The 20,295-nt window shown below is 47.5% G+C and carries 15 protein-coding genes; 8 read left to right on the top strand and 7 right to left on the bottom strand.

Annotation, left to right across the window (positions count from 1 at the left end; genetic code table 11):
* Positions 1–72: 72 nt before the first annotated feature.
* Together SMSP2_RS14675 and SMSP2_RS14670 are read right to left on the bottom strand one after the other, a co-directional pair.
* The gene (locus tag SMSP2_RS14675; RefSeq protein ID WP_146684944.1) at positions 73–2,232 is read right to left on the bottom strand and encodes a metallophosphoesterase; all 2,160 of its coding nucleotides are present in this window, start codon (positions 2,230–2,232) and stop codon (positions 73–75) included.
* A 14-nt stretch (positions 2,233–2,246) separates the two neighbouring features.
* On the bottom strand, positions 2,247–4,295 hold the full coding sequence (locus SMSP2_RS14670; RefSeq protein ID WP_146684764.1) for a carbohydrate binding domain-containing protein: 2,049 nt from the start codon (positions 4,293–4,295) through the stop codon (positions 2,247–2,249).
* Between the two features lie 256 nt (positions 4,296–4,551).
* Between SMSP2_RS14670 and SMSP2_RS14665 the strand changes: the two genes are divergently transcribed.
* From SMSP2_RS14665 to SMSP2_RS14655, 3 genes are all read left to right on the top strand, one after another.
* Positions 4,552–5,214: a PEP-CTERM sorting domain-containing protein gene (locus tag SMSP2_RS14665; RefSeq protein WP_146684763.1), complete on the top strand. Its 663-nt coding sequence runs from the start codon at positions 4,552–4,554 to the stop codon at positions 5,212–5,214.
* 383 nt (positions 5,215–5,597) lie between these two features.
* A complete protein-coding gene (locus tag SMSP2_RS14660) occupies positions 5,598–6,803 on the top strand; it encodes an ISL3 family transposase (RefSeq protein WP_146682259.1) in 1,206 nt (401 codons plus the stop codon).
* A 24-nt stretch (positions 6,804–6,827) separates the two neighbouring features.
* A complete protein-coding gene (locus SMSP2_RS14655; protein WP_146684762.1) occupies positions 6,828–7,526 on the top strand; it encodes a PEP-CTERM sorting domain-containing protein in 699 nt (232 codons plus the stop codon).
* An 87-nt stretch (positions 7,527–7,613) separates the two neighbouring features.
* Here SMSP2_RS14655 and lpdA read toward each other — a convergent pair whose 3' ends face one another.
* Positions 7,614–8,999, bottom strand: coding sequence for a dihydrolipoyl dehydrogenase (gene lpdA / locus SMSP2_RS14650; RefSeq protein WP_146684761.1), 1,386 nt, complete (start codon positions 8,997–8,999; stop codon positions 7,614–7,616).
* Positions 9,000–9,086: 87 nt separating this feature from the next.
* Entirely contained in the window at positions 9,087–9,863 is a 777-nt protein-coding gene (locus SMSP2_RS14645) for a DeoR/GlpR family DNA-binding transcription regulator (RefSeq protein ID WP_146684760.1), read from the bottom strand.
* Positions 9,864–10,120: 257 nt separating this feature from the next.
* Here SMSP2_RS14645 and SMSP2_RS14640 point away from each other — a divergent pair, with 257 nt between their 5' ends.
* Both SMSP2_RS14640 and SMSP2_RS14635 read left to right on the top strand, forming a co-directional pair.
* On the top strand, positions 10,121–12,364 hold the full coding sequence (locus tag SMSP2_RS14640; RefSeq protein WP_146684759.1) for an alpha-ketoacid dehydrogenase subunit alpha/beta: 2,244 nt from the start codon (positions 10,121–10,123) through the stop codon (positions 12,362–12,364).
* A gap of 1 nt (position 12,365) precedes the next feature.
* A complete protein-coding gene (locus SMSP2_RS14635; RefSeq protein ID WP_146684758.1) occupies positions 12,366–13,979 on the top strand; it encodes a 2-oxo acid dehydrogenase subunit E2 in 1,614 nt (537 codons plus the stop codon).
* Here the strand turns inward: SMSP2_RS14635 and SMSP2_RS14630 are convergent.
* The 3 genes from SMSP2_RS14630 to SMSP2_RS14620 all read right to left on the bottom strand — a co-directional run bounded on the left by SMSP2_RS14630 (position 13,937) and on the right by SMSP2_RS14620 (position 16,232).
* Positions 13,937–14,341 (bottom strand): hypothetical protein, encoded by a 405-nt coding sequence (locus SMSP2_RS14630; protein WP_146684757.1) that lies wholly within the window; start codon positions 14,339–14,341, stop codon positions 13,937–13,939. The two genes, SMSP2_RS14635 and SMSP2_RS14630, sit on opposite strands and share 43 nt — an antisense overlap.
* Before the next feature lie 156 nt (positions 14,342–14,497).
* Positions 14,498–15,703: an ATP-binding protein gene (locus SMSP2_RS14625; protein ID WP_222566372.1), complete on the bottom strand. Its 1,206-nt coding sequence runs from the start codon at positions 15,701–15,703 to the stop codon at positions 14,498–14,500.
* A 298-nt stretch (positions 15,704–16,001) separates the two neighbouring features.
* A complete protein-coding gene (locus SMSP2_RS14620; protein WP_146682568.1) occupies positions 16,002–16,232 on the bottom strand; it encodes a hypothetical protein in 231 nt (76 codons plus the stop codon).
* Positions 16,233–16,343: 111 nt separating this feature from the next.
* Here SMSP2_RS14620 and SMSP2_RS14615 point away from each other — a divergent pair, with 111 nt between their 5' ends.
* The 3 genes from SMSP2_RS14615 to pnp all read left to right on the top strand — a co-directional run bounded on the left by SMSP2_RS14615 (position 16,344) and on the right by pnp (position 20,226).
* Complete coding sequence (locus tag SMSP2_RS14615) at positions 16,344–17,495, top strand: ISAs1 family transposase (protein WP_146682569.1); 1,152 nt, start codon at positions 16,344–16,346, stop codon at positions 17,493–17,495.
* Between the two features lie 147 nt (positions 17,496–17,642).
* Positions 17,643–17,909, top strand: a complete 267-nt coding sequence (gene rpsO, locus SMSP2_RS14610; protein WP_146684756.1) for a 30S ribosomal protein S15 — start codon at positions 17,643–17,645, stop codon at positions 17,907–17,909.
* Positions 17,910–18,081: 172 nt separating this feature from the next.
* Positions 18,082–20,226 carry a polyribonucleotide nucleotidyltransferase gene (pnp, locus tag SMSP2_RS14605; RefSeq protein ID WP_146684755.1) on the top strand — a complete coding sequence of 715 codons (2,145 nt, stop codon included), beginning with the start codon at positions 18,082–18,084 and terminating at the stop codon, positions 20,224–20,226.
* Positions 20,227–20,295: the final 69 nt, after the last annotated feature.

Genomic DNA, 20,295 nt, shown 5'->3' with positions numbered 1-20,295 from the left:
TATACATAACAGCAAAACAGCCGGCATCTTAACAGTAAAGATACCGGCTGTTTTTTTGATCTAAACTATCAATCAGGCCCAGTCTGCTGTGATAACACCCTCAGACTCAACGTTGACAGTTAAAACACCGCTTTCGTAGCTCCATTGACTTGAGCCGGTTACTGCCGCGGGGCCTGCTGAACAAATAATTTTAATGTCTGCGCCGCTGTCAAAGTTTTGAACATCGATCTTCAGCAGTTCGTTGCCTCTGTTAAGCGGGTAGATGTTGAATTGATTGATTTTTCGTGTCTTATGCACAAACGGCCCGCCGCTGCTGCCGCCAAAGGGTGCGATAACAACCTCTTTATCAGGAGTCCACGGGCTTCTGATAGAATCTACCTGAAGATACTGACCAAGGTCACTGACCGCGGCATTTCTTACCTGCCAGTCCACGTTATCCTGACGGATAAGCCAGCTTAGCCTGCCGGTGCCGCCGGTACTGCATTCTACAACCGCCCGTGAATCTTTGTTATCACAGGTGCCAAGACTGAACACTTCGCCGGCGTCAAATTTGCCGCAGCGGAGATGTTTCTTGCCGGCAATTTTTATATTTGGGTTCTCAGCTGATGGAATTTCGCAATGATAAAGGGCAAACTTATTAACTACAAATTCTTCAAAGATATTACTGATTCTTGCCTTAGCCGATATCTGAACAGTGGTATCGCTTGTATCATCGTAGTAAATATTTTTGGTATTTGACTGATGAGGAATATAAAATCTGGAGCTGTACTTATTAGTGCCGGCCTCAACTGTAAAATCATCCCCTTTTAGTTGGTCAAGCATATTCCCTTCGCTGTCTCTAACCTCTATAACCATTTCCACTTTTTGCCCTCCCGTTGGGCTGGATACAGTAACCTCGGTTTTGTACTTTTTGCCCGGTGAACATTTATAATAAGAGTTTCTGCCGTGAAAATAATCAGGTACTGATATATCGACAATCTTCGCAGGATTATCCTGTGCCAGAAGTCTTATACCAGGATCTTCCCATCGCCAAAGAGTATTTTCCGGCTCAAAGTAGCGTGGATAGCCCACTGATGCGCCCATAAGCATCCACTGCTTACCCAGAGCACCGGCATCGCGATGTTCATAAAGAGTAAATTCAGAATCATCATTTATCTCTTCGCTGCCGGCTGCTGCATATATCTCCTTTTTACCCAAACCCGTATGATGACTAAAGACGGGAATCTTCTGGCCGTTGTTGATATCGCCGACTCCAAAACTGAATGCCGGCTTGGCGTTTACGTCCAGCGTGGTATCAGTATCTAAACTGCCGGAGAGTGAACTAAAGCCTAATTCCTCATGAAAACAGTTTGAGGTAGCGCTGAAACATTTTACAATGAAACTGTCGTTGCGAAGCTCAAAGTAAATGCCGCCCAACTCTCGCTGGCCGACACCCCAGTCATCCGGCGGTATAAAGCCGCCTATCCTGCCATTTGAAACAAACATTAGATTATCTTTCTTCACAACCTCATAAGTGTGGTTATGTCCATGCATCCAGGAAATGACGTTTGGATAAGAGGTCATAATGTCCATTAACTCCTGGCTGTTGGTTATGCCCCTGTAACCGGGCTCACCCAAAAGCGTGGTAGTGCCTTTGATACTGTTATGGGAAAGAAGGATTGTTGTCTTGTCTTTATTTAACTCAAGGTCAAGCTTAAGCCAGTCAATGGACTCTTTGTTTACAAATACCGGCCTCATAAGCTCGGGCAAAGACACAAAATGAATATTTTTTATGTCAAAGCTGTAATACGGCCGGCAGGTAACACTGCCGAACTCTTCGCAGCTCTGCTCTGTATCATAACCCGGATCAGTGAGAATCTCATGATTACCCATCACATAATAAAACGGCATCCTGCCACTGCCGTTAGCGATTATATCCGTCCAGCCTCTTTTGGCATCGAGCTCACTGCTGCCGCTGAGGCCGCTGTGGTGGGCATCACCGGTATCTATGAAAACGTCCAGGTCCGGAAATCTTGTCAGAATAACATTCATAGCATCACGCTGCTGCTGATGCGTGGGCTGCATATCGTGTACCCAGCCGAAATGGGCGTCAGAGACTATAAAACCCTTCAGAACATCACCAGAGGCAGCTTTGCTTGTTTGCGCCCTGGCAAACCCGCAGCCGCCGACCAAAAACGCTCCGCCTGCAAGTCCGCTGTATTTTATAAATTTTCTTCTTGATAAGTTTTCCATGTCTTAACTTCCTGTTATTTAACCCAATGCTCTGCTATTATTTTTAAATCCAGAAGATCCACCCGATAATCTAAATTAAAATCGCCTCTGATCTGTTGACACTCGCACACAACAGCCTCGATACTGTTGACATCAAGAGAAACCTGAGAGCTTGTCTCGGGGAAAAGCTCAAATAGTATATTATCAACATTTATCAGGTCTTCTCTGCCGCCCAATAGAAGGTTATGCAAATCAACATAGACTAAACCTGCCGCAGCGTCAAAAGCACCCATATTGAACTCATATTCAGCCAGGACCGTATCCTGCTCTTTTAGTGCCATTACAAGTAAACCTTCAGCGGAACTCGAAGCCGTCAAACCAATATTCAAACCGTCAAACCCGCTCAAATCGAAACTTCCATCAAGGCTGCAGCTTGCCTGGTTTGCAATAGAATCATCAACATCAGAGAGAGCCAGAGTAAGGGAGGTTTCTTCCCTGTCTGTCCATTTCTCGACAAACAGCCTCAAATCAGCCTGGTCGGTAACCCCGTCATAATTCAAATCGGAGAGCTCTTTACCATTGCCAAAACTCATATTTACACCGTCTATCAAAAACACTCCGTCGGCTTTCTCGATGCCGTCTTCGGTATAAATCTTAAAACAGAGATTTACACTGCGGGTATCAAAGCCCTTAACATCATAGTAGTATGTAAATTGGCGGTAAGAGCTTTCAGGACTAAAAAATTCATGTCCATTTTCAACGGCATTACCCTGCGAATCGAATTCTGTTACACTGAGCATCAAACTTCTCTGCTGTGTGACAGGCTCTTTAGCATAAAAGCTAAAAAGAATCTTGTCGCCGTACTGAACCTTCGGCATATAGTCAAACCTGTCCAGCCCGTGATCGCTATCGTTTGAGGCCTGCGTAACCTCAAACCTTACCGCCTTCTGCCCTTCAACAACATCAGCAGTCTCTATCGAGCAATCGGCTGTGCTGTCGGCTGTAGAATAACATCTCCACAGCTCTAAATCGCTTTCAAAGCCGCTGTTAGGCAGAATATCAGTAACAATCTTAACATCGTCTATCAAGAACTCACCCGTTGAGGCTGTATCGTCCCACGACTTAAATATGATGTTCAACGCCGCGGCCTCGCTGTCGGCTGCCGTGTAGCTGCAAATATATTTAGAATATTCTTCGCCCACATCAAAGTACCTGTGTCCCTGAACACCGAGAAAATCCTGGGTATTGCTGCCGTTATGCTCGGCAAATGTTACCCGAAGCTGCTCACTGCCGGAAGAAATCTTCTTGGCAGCGAATTCTAAAATTATTGTCTCACCAGAATATACGGGAACCTTAAACTCCTCTCTGTCCAAACCGTGATTGCCCCCGCCCGCGGTAACTTGCAGCCTTGCCGCACTGCTGCCGCTGAAAGCATCGGGCGATACCGTCGCACTGCCTTCTGCGCCGGAAACCGCGTACCATCTCCAAAAACGCAGCCCGTCTTCAAACCCGCCGTTGTAGATTCTTTCGCAATTATCCAAACTTACGGCGTCGAGCATATAACTGCCGACGGCAAGGTTTATGCTGTCTGGGCCGGCAACACGAAAGCTGATAACAATTTTGCTGGTCTGCGAATTTTTTAACGAATAAAAACAGCTGTATTGCTGATAATTGCCCGACGGCGTGAAAAACCACTCCCGGGTTGCCCCTAAATTGGTATTGGCGGCACTGAATTCCAGCATCTTTACATGCAGACGGGAGCTGTCTGAAGAGAGCTTCTTGGCGGCAAAGGTTAGTAAAACCTCTTTAGCACCGTAGAGCTCAATCGGCGAGCTCCAGGTATCCAGAGCTGAATTACCCTGGGAGTTGTTAACTCCGGCATTTGTGATATCCATATGAACGGCGTAGGAACCCTGATAGCTGTCCTGGGATATCTGGTAACTGCCCTCTGCAACACCGTTGAAATATGTACGCCAGCCGGACAGATTCCCATTTTCAAAGTCCCCGTTAGCAAACTCTACCCCCGAACAGAGGGTTGTAGAAATAATTATTAAGACACTGCTGAACAAATAAAATTGCTTCATGGTTAGTTTCACCAACTTTTAAACTAAATACTTTTTAATGACAGCTCCTCACTGCCATTTTTTAATACTGCCGGATATTATCTTAAGCTCAACCGCAACAACTTAAGATTCCTATTGGGTATCGATAATAATTACATAAAAGCTCAACTTAGTCAAAGTGTTTTTTTATTTTATTTTTATTTTATATTGACATACTCAAGCACACCAGTTAAAATGACAGACTGTTAGTGATACTTTATTTTAAAGGAGAAAAGAAATGAGTACCAAAACAAATCTTATGGTGCTGATGTTGGCAGCGGTGTCTGTTGCCACAGCGGCAGTAACTGTGGTTCCCGAACTGATTAACGGCGGTTTTGATGCGGCCAATGAGTGGCAGGGGTGGCGTTATTACGACACAACAGGCAGTAAAACAGCTTTCGGCTGGCCTGCCGGCTACGAAGGAACCCTCCGCTCGGCCAATTATGTCCAGACCGCTCCGGCACTTGCAGGCGAAGACTACGGCCTTGACCGCTTTGCGGTAGATGGATGCCCTGCGGTTTCCACCGGCGATGTTGTCCAGTTAGGTTTCGCCGCTATAAAGTACGCGGACGATGCTTCAAAACTCAGCGTTATGATTGCCGAATATATCGACAACAACGCTGACGGCCATCCAGACGTGTTTGCCGGAGTACAGAGCGGCCCGACAGACAACCTCTTTGATATAGGCCTGGGCGTATGGGGTGAATACACCACCGCGGAATACACCGTCCAGGGCGCAAACACAAACTGCCTCAATATCCTGTTCCAGTACCGCAATGCAAGCGGCGCACTGGTAGCGGGCAACTACGGTATTGATTCCGTCCAGTTTGTACCAGAACCGGCAACGATGGCAATGCTGGGACTTGGCGCGATTGGAATGATCAAAAGACGCAAAGCATAATAATTATATCTAACATAAATGCTAAGCAGCCGGTATCTTAGCCCATAAGATACCGGCTGCTTTTTTTAATATTTGACCAAGCCTCTCGGGAGTAAATGCTTTAATTTGCGATAGCTCAATATAACTAATTTTAGAATATAAACATATTTAATATAAATTATAATGCTGAAAATTTATTTTACAGTATTTATTTTTTTACTTTATTTTATTTTTATCTTGACACACTATCTTACAAGGGCTAAAATTCAGGAAGAATTGTTACTTTAAATGGTTCTTCCGGTTAATGAGTAGGTATCTTTACAAAAAAAGACATGGCTGTATTATATGTGGAAAAAAATAAAACCACATATTTGGAGATATAGCCATGTCCATATCGTTTTTGCATCATACTTTCAAAACACCTGGAGTTCAACACATTAGTTCTTTTTTTTTTTTGCGACAGAACCGTTCTCAATTGCCGTCTGCACCCTAATTATGAGAGGTGCTCTAACTGCAAGTCTCGTAATACTATACACTACGGTAAGAGAACAAGAACTTTCAAGATGCTTCCTGTGGGCAACACAAAAGTTGAAATGTCAGTCAGCATTCCCCGTCTGCACTGCAATGATTGCGGCAGCATTCGCCAGCCCGATTTACCCTTTGCTGATCCTAAAAAGCATTACGTCAGGGCCTTAAAGCGTTACGTAATTGACCTGTGCAGGTTAGCTTCTATCCGCGATGTTGCACAGATAACGGGATTGAGCTGGGATACGGTTAAAGATATTCATAAAGAGTACTTACAGAAAAAGTACAAGTCGATAAACCTCAAAACAGTCCGCCGGATAGCGATCGATGAAAAGTACCTGGGCAAGAAACGTAAATTCATTACCATAGTATTTGATCTGGATATGGGCAGGGTAATACATGTTGGAAATGGTAAGGGCAAGGATGCTCTAAAGGGATTCTGGAAACGCCTGAAAACTTCAAAGGCCAAAATCAAGGCAGTCGCCACAGATATGGCCAGCGGGTATATTTTTGCTGTGATGGATAATCTACCCAAAGCAGAGCTTGTACTGGATCACTTCCATCTGGTTAAATGGTTCAATGAGAAGCTTACAAGACTGCGAAGGCAAATGTTTAATGAAGCTGATCTGATTGGCAAAAAAATCTTGAAGGGTTCAAGGTGGTTGTTGCTTAAATGTCCTGAAAATCTCAAGATACATTCACAACAGAATAAAGATGAACGCTATCGTTTACAGCAGGCTCTGGAGTTAAATCAGCCTCTTGCAACGGCATATTACATGAAGGAGAGACTTAGGCTTTTGTTTGAGTGTGCCAGTGAGAATAATGCCAGAACCGAATTGTACAACTGGATAAAAGAAGCCGAATCAAGTGGTATCAGAATTCTCAAAGAAGCTGCAAGACAATTGAGGATTTGGAGACGGCTTATCCTCAACTGGTACAAATATCCTATCAGTACAGGCAAAGTAGAAGCAGCGAACCGCAAAATTGGAACCCTGCAACGTAACGCATACGGATACAGAGATGAGGAATATCTAATGCTGAGAATATACCACCTACACAAATCAAACTACTCATTAACCGGATGAGCCCTTTAAATCAGGGAGAAAAAAATGAGTACCAAAACAAATCTTATGGTGCTGATGTTGGCAATAGCGTCTATTGCCACAGCAGCGGTCACAGTAGCCCCAACAATTAACAACGGTGATTTTGAAGCTCAAGATCCAATGACAGGCTGGCGCTATTACGACACAAACAACAAGGAATCCTCAGATTTCAATTGGGTTACCGGCTACGGCGGGAGCGGAACAGCTGCCAATTACATTCAGCTGGAAGAAAGACAGCCAAGAGACGGCGGCGGATTACATGACTATGGTTTTGACCGCTACTTTGGTGTTATTACCGGCGTTTCACAGGGTGATGTTGTCCAGCTTAAATTTAACGCAATGCGGAATGACCCAAACGACACAACATCAAGACTTTCAGTTAAAATAGCCGAAGTAATCGACCATGACTCAAACGGCACAGTTTCTAACCCTGACGGCCCCGCATTTAACCATCAAGGGGCATTAGAAGATAACCAGTTCAATGTAGAGTATAACGTCTGGGGCGAATACACTACTACTGAATTCACCGTTCAGGACGCGACCACTGACGGCTTGAGCATATTATTTAAATACTGTATTGAAGACACCCCTACCGCAATACCGGGAAATTACAGTATTGACAACGTCCAGTTTGTACCAGAACCGGCAACTCTGATGATAATGGGCCTGGGCGTATTTGGAATGATCAAAAGACGCAAAGCATAATAATACCTCTATACATAACAGCAAAACAGCCGGCATCTTAACATTAAAGATACCGGCTGTTTTTTATTTTTAAAACTCTTTATTGCCTTATTGCCGCGGCGGAACGTGAATGCTGATTCCGTAAGCGTCTTCCCATGCCTCTTTGAGCACTTCTGATACCGTCGGATGCGGAAAACAGACCTTTGTAATTTCCTCGGTTGAGCCGATAAGTGCCCGTGCGGCGGCGGCCATCTCTGTCACGGTAGCGCCGACCATCGAAACGCCGAGAATCTCTTTGCTGTCCTTCTTGCGGATCACCCGAATCTCGCCGACGGTCTCGTTATGAGCGACACTTCTGCCGTTGGAGCGGAAAGGAGCCTTGCCGATCTCGACCTCGATATCCATCTCTTTACAGCGTTTCTCGCTGCGGCCTACCGAGGCAACCTCGGGGAAGGTATATACCGCACGCGGGATAAGGTGGTAATCCTGCATGGTTTCATCTCCGCCGGCAGCGTTATCAGCGGCGACCTCCGCCTCCATAAACGCTCCGTGAGCCAGGTATGTCGTGCCGACCGCATCACCGATCGCGTAAACGCCCTCTGCCGAGGTCTCGAGCTTCTCATTTATTTTGATTTTGGCTCCGTCCATCTCAAGGCCCAGGGCTTCGACGGTTTCCTTGTCGCAGCATGCCCGCCTGCCGACGGCCACCAGGACTTTGGACGCTTCTAAGTCATCGCCGCCTTCGACACTTACACTGCATTTGCCTGCCGCGGCGTCAACGGCGGTTACCTTGCTCGATGTCAGTGAGGTTATGCCGAGCTTTTTGAGCTCTTTTTCAAGCAGCTTGCCGACCCAGTCATCCTCGTTTGGCAGAAGTGAGGGAAGGGCCTCTATTATAGTTACCTTGCAGCCCATGCACGCATATACACACGCCAGCTCACAGCCTATAACTCCGCCGCCGATTATAACCATAGACTCGGGCACTTCCGAGAGGCTCAGCGCTTCTTTGCTGCTGATGATATTTTCGCCGTCAAAGGGAAAAGCCGGTATCTCAATCGGTACCGAACCGGTAGCAAGTATAATCTTACCGGCGGTTATCTCTTCGTTTGAGCCGTTATTTTCGATTTTTACGGTTCCGTTTCCTGCCGCGATGCCCCGGCCTTCGAATACCTTTATATTATTGCCCTTTACCAGGCTGGTAACGCCGCCGCGGAAGCCCTTTACGATAGCGTCCTTGCGAGCCTGTATCTTTGCCCAGTTGGGCTTGAGCGAACCGATCTCGAGCCCCATTAGGTTCGCGTGTTTTGCCTGGGTAAGAAAATGAGCCGAACCCAGAAGTGCCTTCGACGGGATACACCCGCAGTTGAGGCATGTTCCGCCCATATATTCTTTTTCAACGATAGCCACACTTAAACCCTTTTGGGCACAACGGATAGCAGCGGCATAACCACCGGGGCCGCCGCCGATAACTGCAACATCAAATTTTTCTGCCATTTTAGTTCTCCTGTTTATTATTACTGTTGTTTATCATCATTTAAATTTGCTTATTTTGTCAAGAAACTGCCAACTATGAAAAGGCCTTTAATCTGTATCGGGATAAAGCAGTTCTATGTTTTTCTGCAGAGCCGCATCGCGCCACCTGGCGCCGGGAAAAGAATCCGTTATGATGCAGTCTAAATCCTCAAGGTCGGCTATCTTATAAAGCGCCGCCTTGTTGAACTTACTCTTGATGCCTACGAATATTTTTTTGTTGGCACGCATAAGTACCTGTCTGGTAAAACTTACCGTGGCGATGTCGCGCCCGCTGATGCCCGATTCAACACTGATCACATCCGCACTTGTAAACGCGGTAAATGCCCCAAGCTGTGAAATTGCCGCCTCCGCGGTAGGCCCTATCATATCCATAGTCTCGGCCCTGTACTCGCCGCCGGTTACCAGGATTCGGTGATGAGTCTGCTCATGCAGGCGGGTCATAAGGTTTACTGAATTTACAATAACGGTAAGATCCTTTTTATTTTCAAGGTAGGGAATTATTTCATAACAGGTGCTGCCCGCCTCGAGATAAATATTGTCGCCGTCGTCAATACGTGAAGCGGCAATTTCGCCGATAATCTGTTTTGCGGTGCTGTTTTGCGTCTGCCGGTAGCTCACCAGCGACTGCATTGATGAGGGGCCGGCAAGCACCGCTCCGCCGTAGGTCTTTTTCAACAGCCCGTTATCCTGCAAATAGCAGAGATCGCGGCGAATTGTAACTTCAGTTACATCAAGACTTTTCGCAAGCTCTTTTACTTTAAGGCGGCCCTTGCTGCGAAGCTCATTAAGTATATGCTCATGCCTGTTTTCTGCAAATAGTCCCATTGTTTCCTCACAAACGAACTGAAATAAACAAATTTCTATCTATTGAATTCTAATTCAGACCGCATTTTACATTCAAAAAACAATAAAGCAAATACATTTTTGTTCATTTATGTTTTTTTCAGTAACAATTCAGCGTGTTTTGTTGTGTTTTATGCTGAAATCTTCTTTACAAGTCACTATAATTCGAACATAATAACACGTATAAAATATAACAACAAACAGCAATTGTAATGTAAAAAACTATAACAGGAGTTATTATGAACTACAAAATTGATGACAAGAGAAAGGGTAAAAACCCAACTGTTAAATCTCTTATTGACAGCAAAAAGGCAAGTATTGAAGATGTGAAATACTGGCTCAGAACCATCTGCGAAATCCGCTATTTCGAGGAGAAGGTTTTTGACCTGCTCGGTAAAAACATCATCAAAGGAGCTTCACACCTCTACGCCGGCGAAGAAGCCGTTGCAACAGGCTGTATAGCCGCGATGGCAGAAGGCGACGTTATCAGCTCTACTCACCGCGGCCACGGCCACTGCGGAGCTATCGGCAATAAATACGCTACAGCAGGCGAAGATCACCAGATGCACTGGAACCGCATGATGGCAGAGCTGATGGGACGCGAGACAGGCTACTGCAACGGACGCGGCGGCTCAATGCACATTGCCGACGTTAAGATCGGCAACCTCGGCTCCACCGGTATCGTGGGCGGAAACCAGCCCCCTGCCGTCGGCGCTGCAATGGCTGAAAAATACAAAGGCAGCGGCAAAGCTGTTCTTTCATTCTTCGGCGATGGTGCCACAAACACAGGCTCGTTCCACGAATCAATGAACCTGGCATCAGTTCTGGATGTTCCGCTGGTAGCTATCATTGAAAACAACCTCTACGGAATGAGTGTCCCCTACAGCGGCAGCCCGGTAGAAGGCACAACCCGTGCGGCTAACCTCGAGGACAGCGCTCAGAGAGCCGCGGCCTACAATGTTCCGGCAATGATTATCGACGGCCAGGACGTTGTCGCGGTATTTTTGGCAATGCAGGAAGCGATTGAATACGCCCGCAAAAACAACAAGCTGATGATCGTAGAGGCCAAGACCTACCGCTGGTATGGACACAGCCGAAGCGATCCGCGTGCTTACAGGACAAAAGAAGAAGAACAGCAATGGCGCGACAGAGACCCGATTCTGGTACTCTCCCAAAAGCTCATCGACGAAGGCCTGGCAACACAGGAAGAGATCGACGAGATTAAAAAGGCCGCCGACGAAACCATCGAAAAGGCCACCCAGTTCGGCGTTGACAGCCCATGGCCCGATCCAAAAGACATTGAACGCGACGTGTACGTAACTGAAACCTACGAGAGCTCAGATATCGAACTCGACAAGAAGAATGCCGCCGCGGCACTCAAGGCTACAGATAAATTCAACGAATACAAAGCGGCTGACCCTGCAAGGACACAGAAAGAGAAAACCGAAAACTCCAAAGCCAAAATCAAAGAAGAATTCGGTATGGATGTTCTTTCTATCGGCGAGGCTCTTGTAAAAGCTCAATCCGAAGAAATGCGCCGCGATGATAATGTTATCATCCTCGGCGAGGACGTGGGCCTCTACGGAGGTGCATACGGCGCTACCAAGGGCATGATAAAAGAATTCAGCGATAAACGCATCATAGACACACCGATATCAGAAGCGGCAATCACCGGCTCTGCGGTCGGAGCGGCTATCCGCGGACTTCGCCCAGTCGCTGAAATCATGTATGTTGACTTTGTCACAATCGCAATGGATCAGCTGATGCACAACGGCGCATTTAACCGCTACATGTTCGGCGGACACGCCAAGGTGCCGATGGTTCTGCGTACCGAAGGCGGCGTTGGCCGCTGTATCGCGGCACACCACTCAAAATCTCTGGAAGCATGGCTGATGCACGTCCCCGGGCTGCATGTGGTTATGCCCTCGACCCCGTATGACGCTTACGGCCTGTTGAAATCAGCTATCCGCTCAGACAACCCCGTTGTATTTATCGAGCACAAAGCGACCTACGGACAGACCGGCGCGATCCCAAGCGAAGAATACATAATTCCTATCGGCAAGGCCGATGTTAAAAGAGAAGGCAGCGACATAACCATCACCGCCTACAGCAGGCAGGTCATGTTCGCACTCGAGGCGGCAAAACAGCTTGAGAAACAGGGCATATCAGCCGAGGTTATCGACCTGCGTACAATCAAGCCGCTTGATATTGAATGCGTTGCCGCTTCAGTACGCAAGACCGGCCGCCTGATCAACGTTGCCGAGGGCTTCACAATGTGCGGCTCGGGCGCCGAGATTGTACGCCGGCTCTTTGAATACAAATATGAGAACGGACGCAGCGGATTCGATTATCTCGACGCGCCGCCTGTAAACATGGCAGCCAGAGATGTACCGCCGCCGATGAGCGAACCGCTCGAGCTGGCAAGTATTCCAAGCGTGGAGACCATAACTGCCCAGGCCGTATCTACGGTAAAGGGGGTGTAATATGGCTAAGACGTTAGAACTGCCCCAGTTGGGCCAGACAATGGAAGAGGGCACGATTGTTTCGTGCCTGGTCAAGGTTGGCGATAAAGTCAGCAAAGGCGACGTTATCTTTGAGGTCGAGACCGACAAGGCTACACTCGAGATGGAAGCCTCGGCTGAGGGTTTCGTAAAGAAGATTCTCGTTAAGACCGGCGAGACTATTCCCGTTGGCGATCCGGTAATCATTCTCGGCGAGAAGGACGAAGAAATCGCCGATGATGCCGCACCCGCCGCGGAAAAAACAGAGACCGAAAAAGAAGAGCCCGCGGCCGCAAAAGCAGACGCCGCCGCTGTCCCTGCCGGTCTGAAGGTACTCGAGCTGCCACAGCTGGGCCAGACAATGGAAGAGGGTACAATCGTATCCTGCCTCATTGCCAAGGGCGACAAGGTCAGCAAGGGCGATGTAATCTTCGAGGTTGAAACCGACAAGGCTACTCTCGAGATGGAAGCCGCGCAGGCAGGCTTTGTAAAGGCGATTCTCGTCAATAACGGCGAAACAATACCCGTCGGCGACCCTGTAATCGTGCTTAGCGATGACAAGGACGAAGTTATCTCTGACGAGGTAATCAGCTCGCTCAAATCCGGCAAACCCGCTGAGGCGGCACCGGAACCGGAAAAAACAGACGAACCCAAGGCACCCGCCAAGACCGACCAGCCCGCACCGGCGGCAAAACCGGCTGCACCGGCAGCACCGGCGGCAGAGAGAACATTCGCCTCCCCAAGGGCAAAACTCACCGCACAGGAGCTGGGAATCGATATTAACCGTGTTCAGCCCGCACCGGGCGCACTGCGTATAACCGAAGCGGATGTACGCAAGGCGGCTGCAGCGGGTGCCGGGGCAAAACCTGCCGCGGCGGCGTTTACATCGTCACTGCCCCAGATGCCCCAGCCCGAGCATCAGCTTGGCGAATCTGTCAAGATGTCGCGGATGCAGAAGGTTGTCGGAGACCGTATGCTCCAGTCTAAACAGCAGATACCGTGCTTCTACCTCAACACGACTGCCGATATGACCGACCTGTTCGAATACCGCCGGCAGCTAAACTCAGGCGGCGGACAGAAGCTCTCGTTCAACGATTTTATCATCAAGGCGATGGCTGTCGCAGTCAAACAGTTCCCGCTTATGGCAGGACAGGTTGACGGCGGAGATATCAAAATCGCCGGAGATGTATCGGTTGGCCTGGCAATATCGGTTGAAGACGGGCTCGTTGCTCCGATGTGCAAAGCCGCGGACAAAAAATCGCTCGCAGAGATAGCCGCTTACAACGCGGAGATGATCACAAGGGCAAAATCCGGCAAGATCACACCCGATGACCTCGCCGGCGGCTGTATCACGCTGAGCAATCTCGGCGCGTTCGGCATAGAGTGGTTTATCCCGATTGTTGTACCGGGTCAGGCAAGCATTCTCGGCACCGGCAAGATCAAGGACACCCTCGTACCGTTCAACGGCGGAATCGCCCTTCGCAAGCAGATGAGCCTGACGCTGGCGGTTGACCACAAGGTGGCAAACGGCCTCTACGCGGCGCAGTTCCTCGACTACATCAGGGCGCTGCTCGAGAATCCGGCGGAGCTGGCATAACAGAAACAAAGTCTCGAATCAGAGACTTTCGCGAAATGCATAATAACACCTCCTTTTAGCGGGTCGGCAACGGCCCGCTTTTTGTTCCCTCTCCCCCAAGCCTGAAGGGCTTGAATATCATAGCCCGGGGCAACGCCCTGGGAAACCATGCCGCCAACAAACCCCCTCTCCCCGTACCGCTGCCGGCGGTGTTTTTGTGTCGGGCTGGAAGCCCGACCTACTACGGGGATATCCGCCGTGTTTGAACATAGGGCGTTGCCCCATGCTATGATATTTCGCACCGTTGGTGCTGCGGCGTCAGACTTTGCTTTGCCCACCCCCTGTAGAGAGAATTCACGAATTCTCTCAAAAACGAAAAACATAAAACACCGTGCCAAAATAACCAGAACAGGACTACAAACGGTCATCGGGTTTATTGTGCGGACAGATGGACAGAAACGTCTGGAGAAAATTCGTGAATTTTCTCTACAATATTGCCGCCACACCACACCAAAATAATAATCAGCCGGGTTACATATCTACAGAAGCTGAGACAAGAACGTTCTTGCCGGTACTGTTATTGGCCGCTTATGGTTTGCGAAGCAGTCTGCGTTTACGTAGTCAGCCTGTATTACCACCTGGAAGGCAAAAGGGGCTCCTATCTGCTGCTGAAAGTGTTTCAGGTTTGGGTTGATCTTTGTATCTGAAAGTTTCGCCTCAACGAGAAACCAGGGCTTTGCGTCACGTATAACAACAAAATCCACCTCCTTTTTGATATTGTCACGCAGGTAGCACAGCTGGAAATCTCCCAGGCCCATATCATTCCAGCCCTCAACAGCTTTGAGCAGATGGCAGGCTATAAAAGTCTCGGCCCTCTGGCCGGGATCTTCTATCGCGGAATGGTCTTTCAGGAACCATTTGGGTTCTTTACGCAGAGACCTGGCGACGCTTTTGTACCAGGGTCTGACTAAAAAGCCCAGGTGCATGTTGCATAGGGTGGCGATCCATCGTTTTACGGTATCAACGCTTATCTGGATTTGGTTTGACAGGTTACTGTAAATCAACTGCTCTGATGATAGAGACATCAACAATTGAACCAGAAGCTCAAGCTGGTCAAGCTGCTGAATTTGTGTCATATCTCTAATGTCCTCACGCACAAATTGTTGAATGCGAAGTTTTTGCCAGCGCTTACTGAATCTGCTCTCACGCTTGAGAAAAGGTTCAGGGTATCCGCCGTGAGTCCATAACGCTTTAAAATCATGATCACTTATCTTTGATTGAGGGCGAATTATCTTCTTGAAATCAGGAAGGTCCTGAGTGAGTATCTCAGCTACTGAAAAAGGGTGGATACGATATAAAAAGTATCTGCCCATAAGACTGTCCCCGCCTCGTCGGTAAATATCCAGCCTGGAGCTGCCGGTTACTATTATTTTCAGTTCACTCGAGTATGTGTCAAAAAAACCTTTCAGAAACTGTTTCCAGTTGGGATATTTGTGAAGTTCGTCAAACATGACTGTTGGTTTGGCTGCAGTAAGCCTATCCAGCCCTAATTCATCAGCAACAATCCCAGGACCGCCTGTGACTATCTTCCTGTCATCTATATTATCCCAATTAAAACACCGGTTTGCCAGAACAGCGCATGCAGTAGTCTTGCCAACCTGCCTTGGGCCGGTAACAAATGCCATTTGCCTTTGGGCGTTGAGATGTTCATACAGTATATTATCATATAGTCTTTTAACCTTCATATCAGCGATGATTATACCATGCCTCGTAAAATAATCAAGATTATTTTACGCAGCGTCGTAAAATTAACATGTTTATTTTACGATGGTGCTTAAAATTAACAGAACACAAAGCCTCTCAGGATTTACGTCCGAGTAAATGGACACTAAGCAAATGAAGGCTACCGTCTGGAGAAACTTCGTGAATTTTCTCTACAATATTGCCGCCACACCACCGCTCTGTATAGACAATTCATGAATTGTCTCAATCAAATTTCAGAGGCAAACTAAAGCGATTTTCAGGGCAATCGCATCTAAAATATCATTTTTTAGGCTTTTCGGTTAGTTTTTTTCTTTCAAGGCGTGTTATCCGTATGATTTCGTCAGCATATTGTTGCACTAAGTCCATGAATTGGTTGTAACTATCTATGTCAGCCTGCAGTGCTTCAAGCTCATCCTTTGGGACATATCGCACAACATTGGCTCCATTTTTCCACGTTTGGTGGTTGAAATGCTGCCGGTTTTTCATCTGACATATCTTCCCTCGTTCCATTCGCTCTATTTTTGCGATTTTTTCTAATAATTTTATAGCTTTTTTTGTCTTTTTCATTATAGTATAATATATAGTATTCTATATCTTTGCAACGTTAAAACGAGGAAAATTATGAAAAAAGAACAAAACCAACGCAGATTAATGGACTATTTTTCGACAATTGAAGACCCCAGAGTCGAGCGTACTCGCAAGCATGAGCTTAGCGATATTTTATCCATTGCAATTTGTGCAATAATTTGTGGCGCTGATGGATGGACACAGGTTGAAGAGTTCGCTCAGTGCAAAGAAGAGTGGTTTAAAAGTTTTCTTTCTTTGCCTAATGGCATTCCTTCTCACGACACATTTGGACGAGTATTTTCTTCTCTCAAACCCGACTCATTTGAACAATGCTTCCTCGAATGGGTCAATGCCTTAGCCCAAAAGAGTGAAGGCAGGCTCATAGCCATTGACGGCAAGACTATGCGTAGAAGCGTTGATTATGCATCTGAAAAAGCGGCTGTTCACATGGTAAATGCCTGGTGCGACACCAACAAAATGGTCATTGGGCAGATTGCAACAGAAACCAAGAGCAATGAGATAACGGCTATACCTAAGCTCTTGGAGTTAATTGATTTAGATGGTGCAGTTGTAACAACTGATGCTATGGGCTGCCAAAAGGAAATTGCTAATGCTGTAATTGAAAATGATGGGGACTATATCTTGCAGCTAAAGGCAAATCAGACCGGCCTGCATAAAAATGCAGTTACCCTTTTTGATGAATGTATAGACGATAATGTCTATAATATTCAATATACTGTTGCAAGTGAAACTGATGGAGGCCACGGCAGGGTTGAAGAACGCACATTGCGGGCTGTTTCAAATGTAGGATTCCTTAACTCTGAAAAGAAGAACTGGGTCGGGCTCAAGAGCCTGATATGTGTGGAGGCAAAGAGGAGCATAGGAGATGAAACAAGCGTAGAGAAACGGTATTACATATCAAGCCTGACTTGCAAAAATCCGCCAAATTTACTCAAATATATCAGGGGCCACTGGGGGGTAGAGAACTCCTTGCACTGGTGTTTAGATATCAGCTTTGCCGACGATGAAAGGAGAATAAGAAAAGGTTATGGAGCAGAAAATTTTGCAAGGCTCTCACGAATAGCACTGAATCTGCTAAAACAGCAAACCAAGCACAAGGTCGGCATAAAGACCAGAAGGCTGTGCTGCGGCTGGAACGAGCAATACCTATATCGCGTGCTGACACAACAAAATAAAGGACTTTAGATGCGATTGCCCTGCGATTTTTATTTTTAGGCGAAAAACACTTGATATTCAATGACAATTAGTTAATATTACGTCTCTATTGTGAATATATAGTCCTCTGGCACTGTAATAAAGTGCATAAGTATTTATGAAAGGTTATTTTACGAAATGATAACAAAAGAACAAAAACAGGATATTATTAAAGAGTACCAGCTCAGCGGTTCTGACACAGGCTCTCCGGAGGTTCAGATTGCCCTGCTTACAAACAGGATAACAGAACTTACCGGCCACCTGAAATCACACAAAAAAGACCACGCTTCCAGGCGAGGCCTTCTAAAGATGGTCAGTACCAGAGCTTCGCTTCTCAAGTACATAAGCAATAAGGATGTCAACAGGTACCGTGAGATTATTTCAAAGCTTGGACTCAGGAAGTAAGATAGAATCTTCCGATTTTAAAAAAATAAAAAGGCGCACACCGGCTGTTATTGTATAGCCGTTTGCGCCTTTTTTTATGTCAACGTAATGTAATATTGTTTAGCCGGCAGTTGTAAGTTTATAATGTGTAAGAATTTGTCAGTTTGGCCGGCATGTTAAGTGAGGTAAAGAAATGTTTAATGTAACAAAAATCGAACGTGTAATCGGCGACAAAACAGTCACCTTCGAAACCGGTAAAATCGCTACTCAGGCACATGGTGCCGTGTTCGTAAGCTGCGGTGAAACAAAGGTTCTTGTAACGGCTTGCCGAAGCAACCCAAGAGAAAACATCGACTATTTTCCGCTCTCAGTGGACTACAGAGAGCGCCAGGCTGCCGCGGGCCGTTTCCCCGGCGGATTCATGAAACGCGAAGGACGCCCTTCCACACGTGAAATACTCATAGCACGCTGTATAGACAGGCCGATACGCCCGCTATTCCCCGATGGCTACTATGATGAAGTACAAATCATGGCCAACGTACTCAGTGCTGATAAAGACCACGATCCGGATGTGCTCGCCATGATGGGCGCAAGCGCCGCCCTGAGCATCAGCGAAATCCCGTTCCAGGGGCCGCTTGGTGCTGTAAAGCTGGCACGGGTCAACGGCGAATATATAATAAACCCCACCCACAGCGAGATTGAGCAGAGTGATTTGAACCTGCTGCTGGGCGGACGCAAAGAAGCCATCAACATGATTGAAGTGGACTCAAAAGAGGTCCCGGAGGATGTTATGGCAGACGCCATTAAGCACGCTCACAAATACATTGTTGAAGTCTGCGACTTTATCCAGGAACTCCGCGACGCGTGCGGCGTTGAAAAGAAATTCGAAGTATCGGCACTTGACGAAGAGCTGGTAGCCAAGGTTGAGAGCGAAATATTCGACAAACTCTACCAGGCAAAAGCCATCGAGATGAAAGCTGAACGCAAAGAAGCGGTAGATACCATCCGTGAAGCGATGATCGAAAAATACTGTGAGCCGGAAGATTCTGAAATCACAGAGGGCATAATGAACCGGATTCTCGACAAGATCGAGAAAAAGGCCGTCCGCAAGAGACTGCTCGAAGGAAAACGCACCGGAAACCGCGGCAATGACGAGCTTCGCGAGATTGAATGCGAAGTCGGCCTTCTGCCCCGCGTTCACGGCTCTGCGGTCTTCACACGCGGCGAAACACAGGCTATCGTTTCCGCTATCCTCGGAACAGGCAGAGACGAGCAGGTCGTTGACGGCATCAAAGAAGAATACGGCCAGCGGTTCATGCTGCACTACAACTTCCCGCCCTATTCTGTCGGCGAAACCGGCATGATACGCGGCGCAGGAAGACGCGAAATCGGCCACGGTGCACTGGCTGAAAAGGCCCTCGAGAGAGTTTGCCCGCCGAAAGAGGAATTTGTTTACACGATCAAACTTATCTCTGACATTACCGGCTCTAACGGCTCAAGCTCTATGGCTTCAGTCTGCGGCGGCTGTCTGGCACTTATGGATGCCGGCGTCCCGATCCGCAAACCGGTAGCAGGCATCTCAATCGGTATGATTACCGACGAAGAAACCGGCAAATACTTCCTCCTGACAGATATTCTCGGCGAAGAAGACCACTTCGGCGATATGGACTTCAAGGTCGCCGGAACAGAAGACGGCATCACAGCTATCCAGCTTGATATCAAGGCCGACGGACTGCCGCACGAGATTCTTTGCGAAGCGTTTGAGCAGTCGCGCAAGGCTCGCCTGAAGATTCTTGAAACAATGACAAAGACAATCGACAAGCCGCGTGAAGAGCTGAGCAAATACGCTCCGAAGATCGTATCTACAAGAATCGATCCTGAACTGATCGGCAAGCTGATCGGCCCCGGCGGCGCCACAATCAAGGGTATCCAGGAAGAAACCGGAACCAACATCGAGATCGATGATGACGGAGTTGTCAGCATCTCGACAATGGAAGGTGACGGACACCTGGCAGCTCTGAATATCATTGAGTCAATGTTCCAGAAACCCGAGGTCGGCAAACTCTACAAGAATGCTAAGGTGGTTTCTATTAAGGACTTCGGTATGTTCCTCGAGATCGCCCCAGGTGTTGAGGGCCTCTGTCATATCAGCGAAGCAAGCGACAAGTACATCAAGGAGCTCGGAGACCACTTCGAACGCGGCCAGGTTGTACCGGTCAAGCTCATCGCGATTGACAACATGGGCCGCCTGAAACTTTCACGTAAAGCCGCACTGGCAGAGATGGAAGATAACGGCGAAGGCTCAGCTGACGAAGAAACCGCACAAACGCAAGACTGATTTAATTCTGACAGCTTAACGGGTGGAGTTTGCCTTCGGGCAAACCCGCCCTTTTTTTAATTAAAAAAA

Source organism: Limihaloglobus sulfuriphilus (assembly GCF_001999965.1).
GTDB classification, from domain to species: domain Bacteria; phylum Planctomycetota; class Phycisphaerae; order Sedimentisphaerales; family Sedimentisphaeraceae; genus Limihaloglobus; species Limihaloglobus sulfuriphilus.
Note: the sequence above shows the minus strand (reverse complement) of the source record. Positions and strands in the feature narration are given on the sequence as shown.

Bases quoted from the DNA above. Each gene is read 5' to 3' on its own strand.
- SMSP2_RS14675 (WP_146684944.1), bottom strand. From the start codon at position 2,232: ATGGAAAACTTATCAAGAAGAAAATTTATAAAATACAGCGGACTTGCA.
- SMSP2_RS14670 (WP_146684764.1), bottom strand. From the start codon at position 4,295: ATGAAGCAATTTTATTTGTTCAGCAGTGTCTTAATAATTATTTCTACA.
- SMSP2_RS14665 (WP_146684763.1), top strand. From the start codon at position 4,552: ATGAGTACCAAAACAAATCTTATGGTGCTGATGTTGGCAGCGGTGTCT.
- SMSP2_RS14655 (WP_146684762.1), top strand. From the start codon at position 6,828: ATGAGTACCAAAACAAATCTTATGGTGCTGATGTTGGCAATAGCGTCT.
- lpdA (WP_146684761.1), bottom strand. From the start codon at position 8,999: ATGGCAGAAAAATTTGATGTTGCAGTTATCGGCGGCGGCCCCGGTGGT.
- SMSP2_RS14645 (WP_146684760.1), bottom strand. From the start codon at position 9,863: ATGGGACTATTTGCAGAAAACAGGCATGAGCATATACTTAATGAGCTT.
- SMSP2_RS14640 (WP_146684759.1), top strand. From the start codon at position 10,121: ATGAACTACAAAATTGATGACAAGAGAAAGGGTAAAAACCCAACTGTT.
- SMSP2_RS14635 (WP_146684758.1), top strand. From the start codon at position 12,366: ATGGCTAAGACGTTAGAACTGCCCCAGTTGGGCCAGACAATGGAAGAG.
- SMSP2_RS14630 (WP_146684757.1), bottom strand. From the start codon at position 14,341: ATGTTTTTCGTTTTTGAGAGAATTCGTGAATTCTCTCTACAGGGGGTG.
- SMSP2_RS14625 (WP_222566372.1), bottom strand. From the start codon at position 15,703: ATGAAGGTTAAAAGACTATATGATAATATACTGTATGAACATCTCAAC.
- SMSP2_RS14620 (WP_146682568.1), bottom strand. From the start codon at position 16,232: ATGGAACGAGGGAAGATATGTCAGATGAAAAACCGGCAGCATTTCAAC.
- SMSP2_RS14615 (WP_146682569.1), top strand. From the start codon at position 16,344: ATGAAAAAAGAACAAAACCAACGCAGATTAATGGACTATTTTTCGACA.
- rpsO (WP_146684756.1), top strand. From the start codon at position 17,643: ATGATAACAAAAGAACAAAAACAGGATATTATTAAAGAGTACCAGCTC.
- pnp (WP_146684755.1), top strand. From the start codon at position 18,082: ATGTTTAATGTAACAAAAATCGAACGTGTAATCGGCGACAAAACAGTC.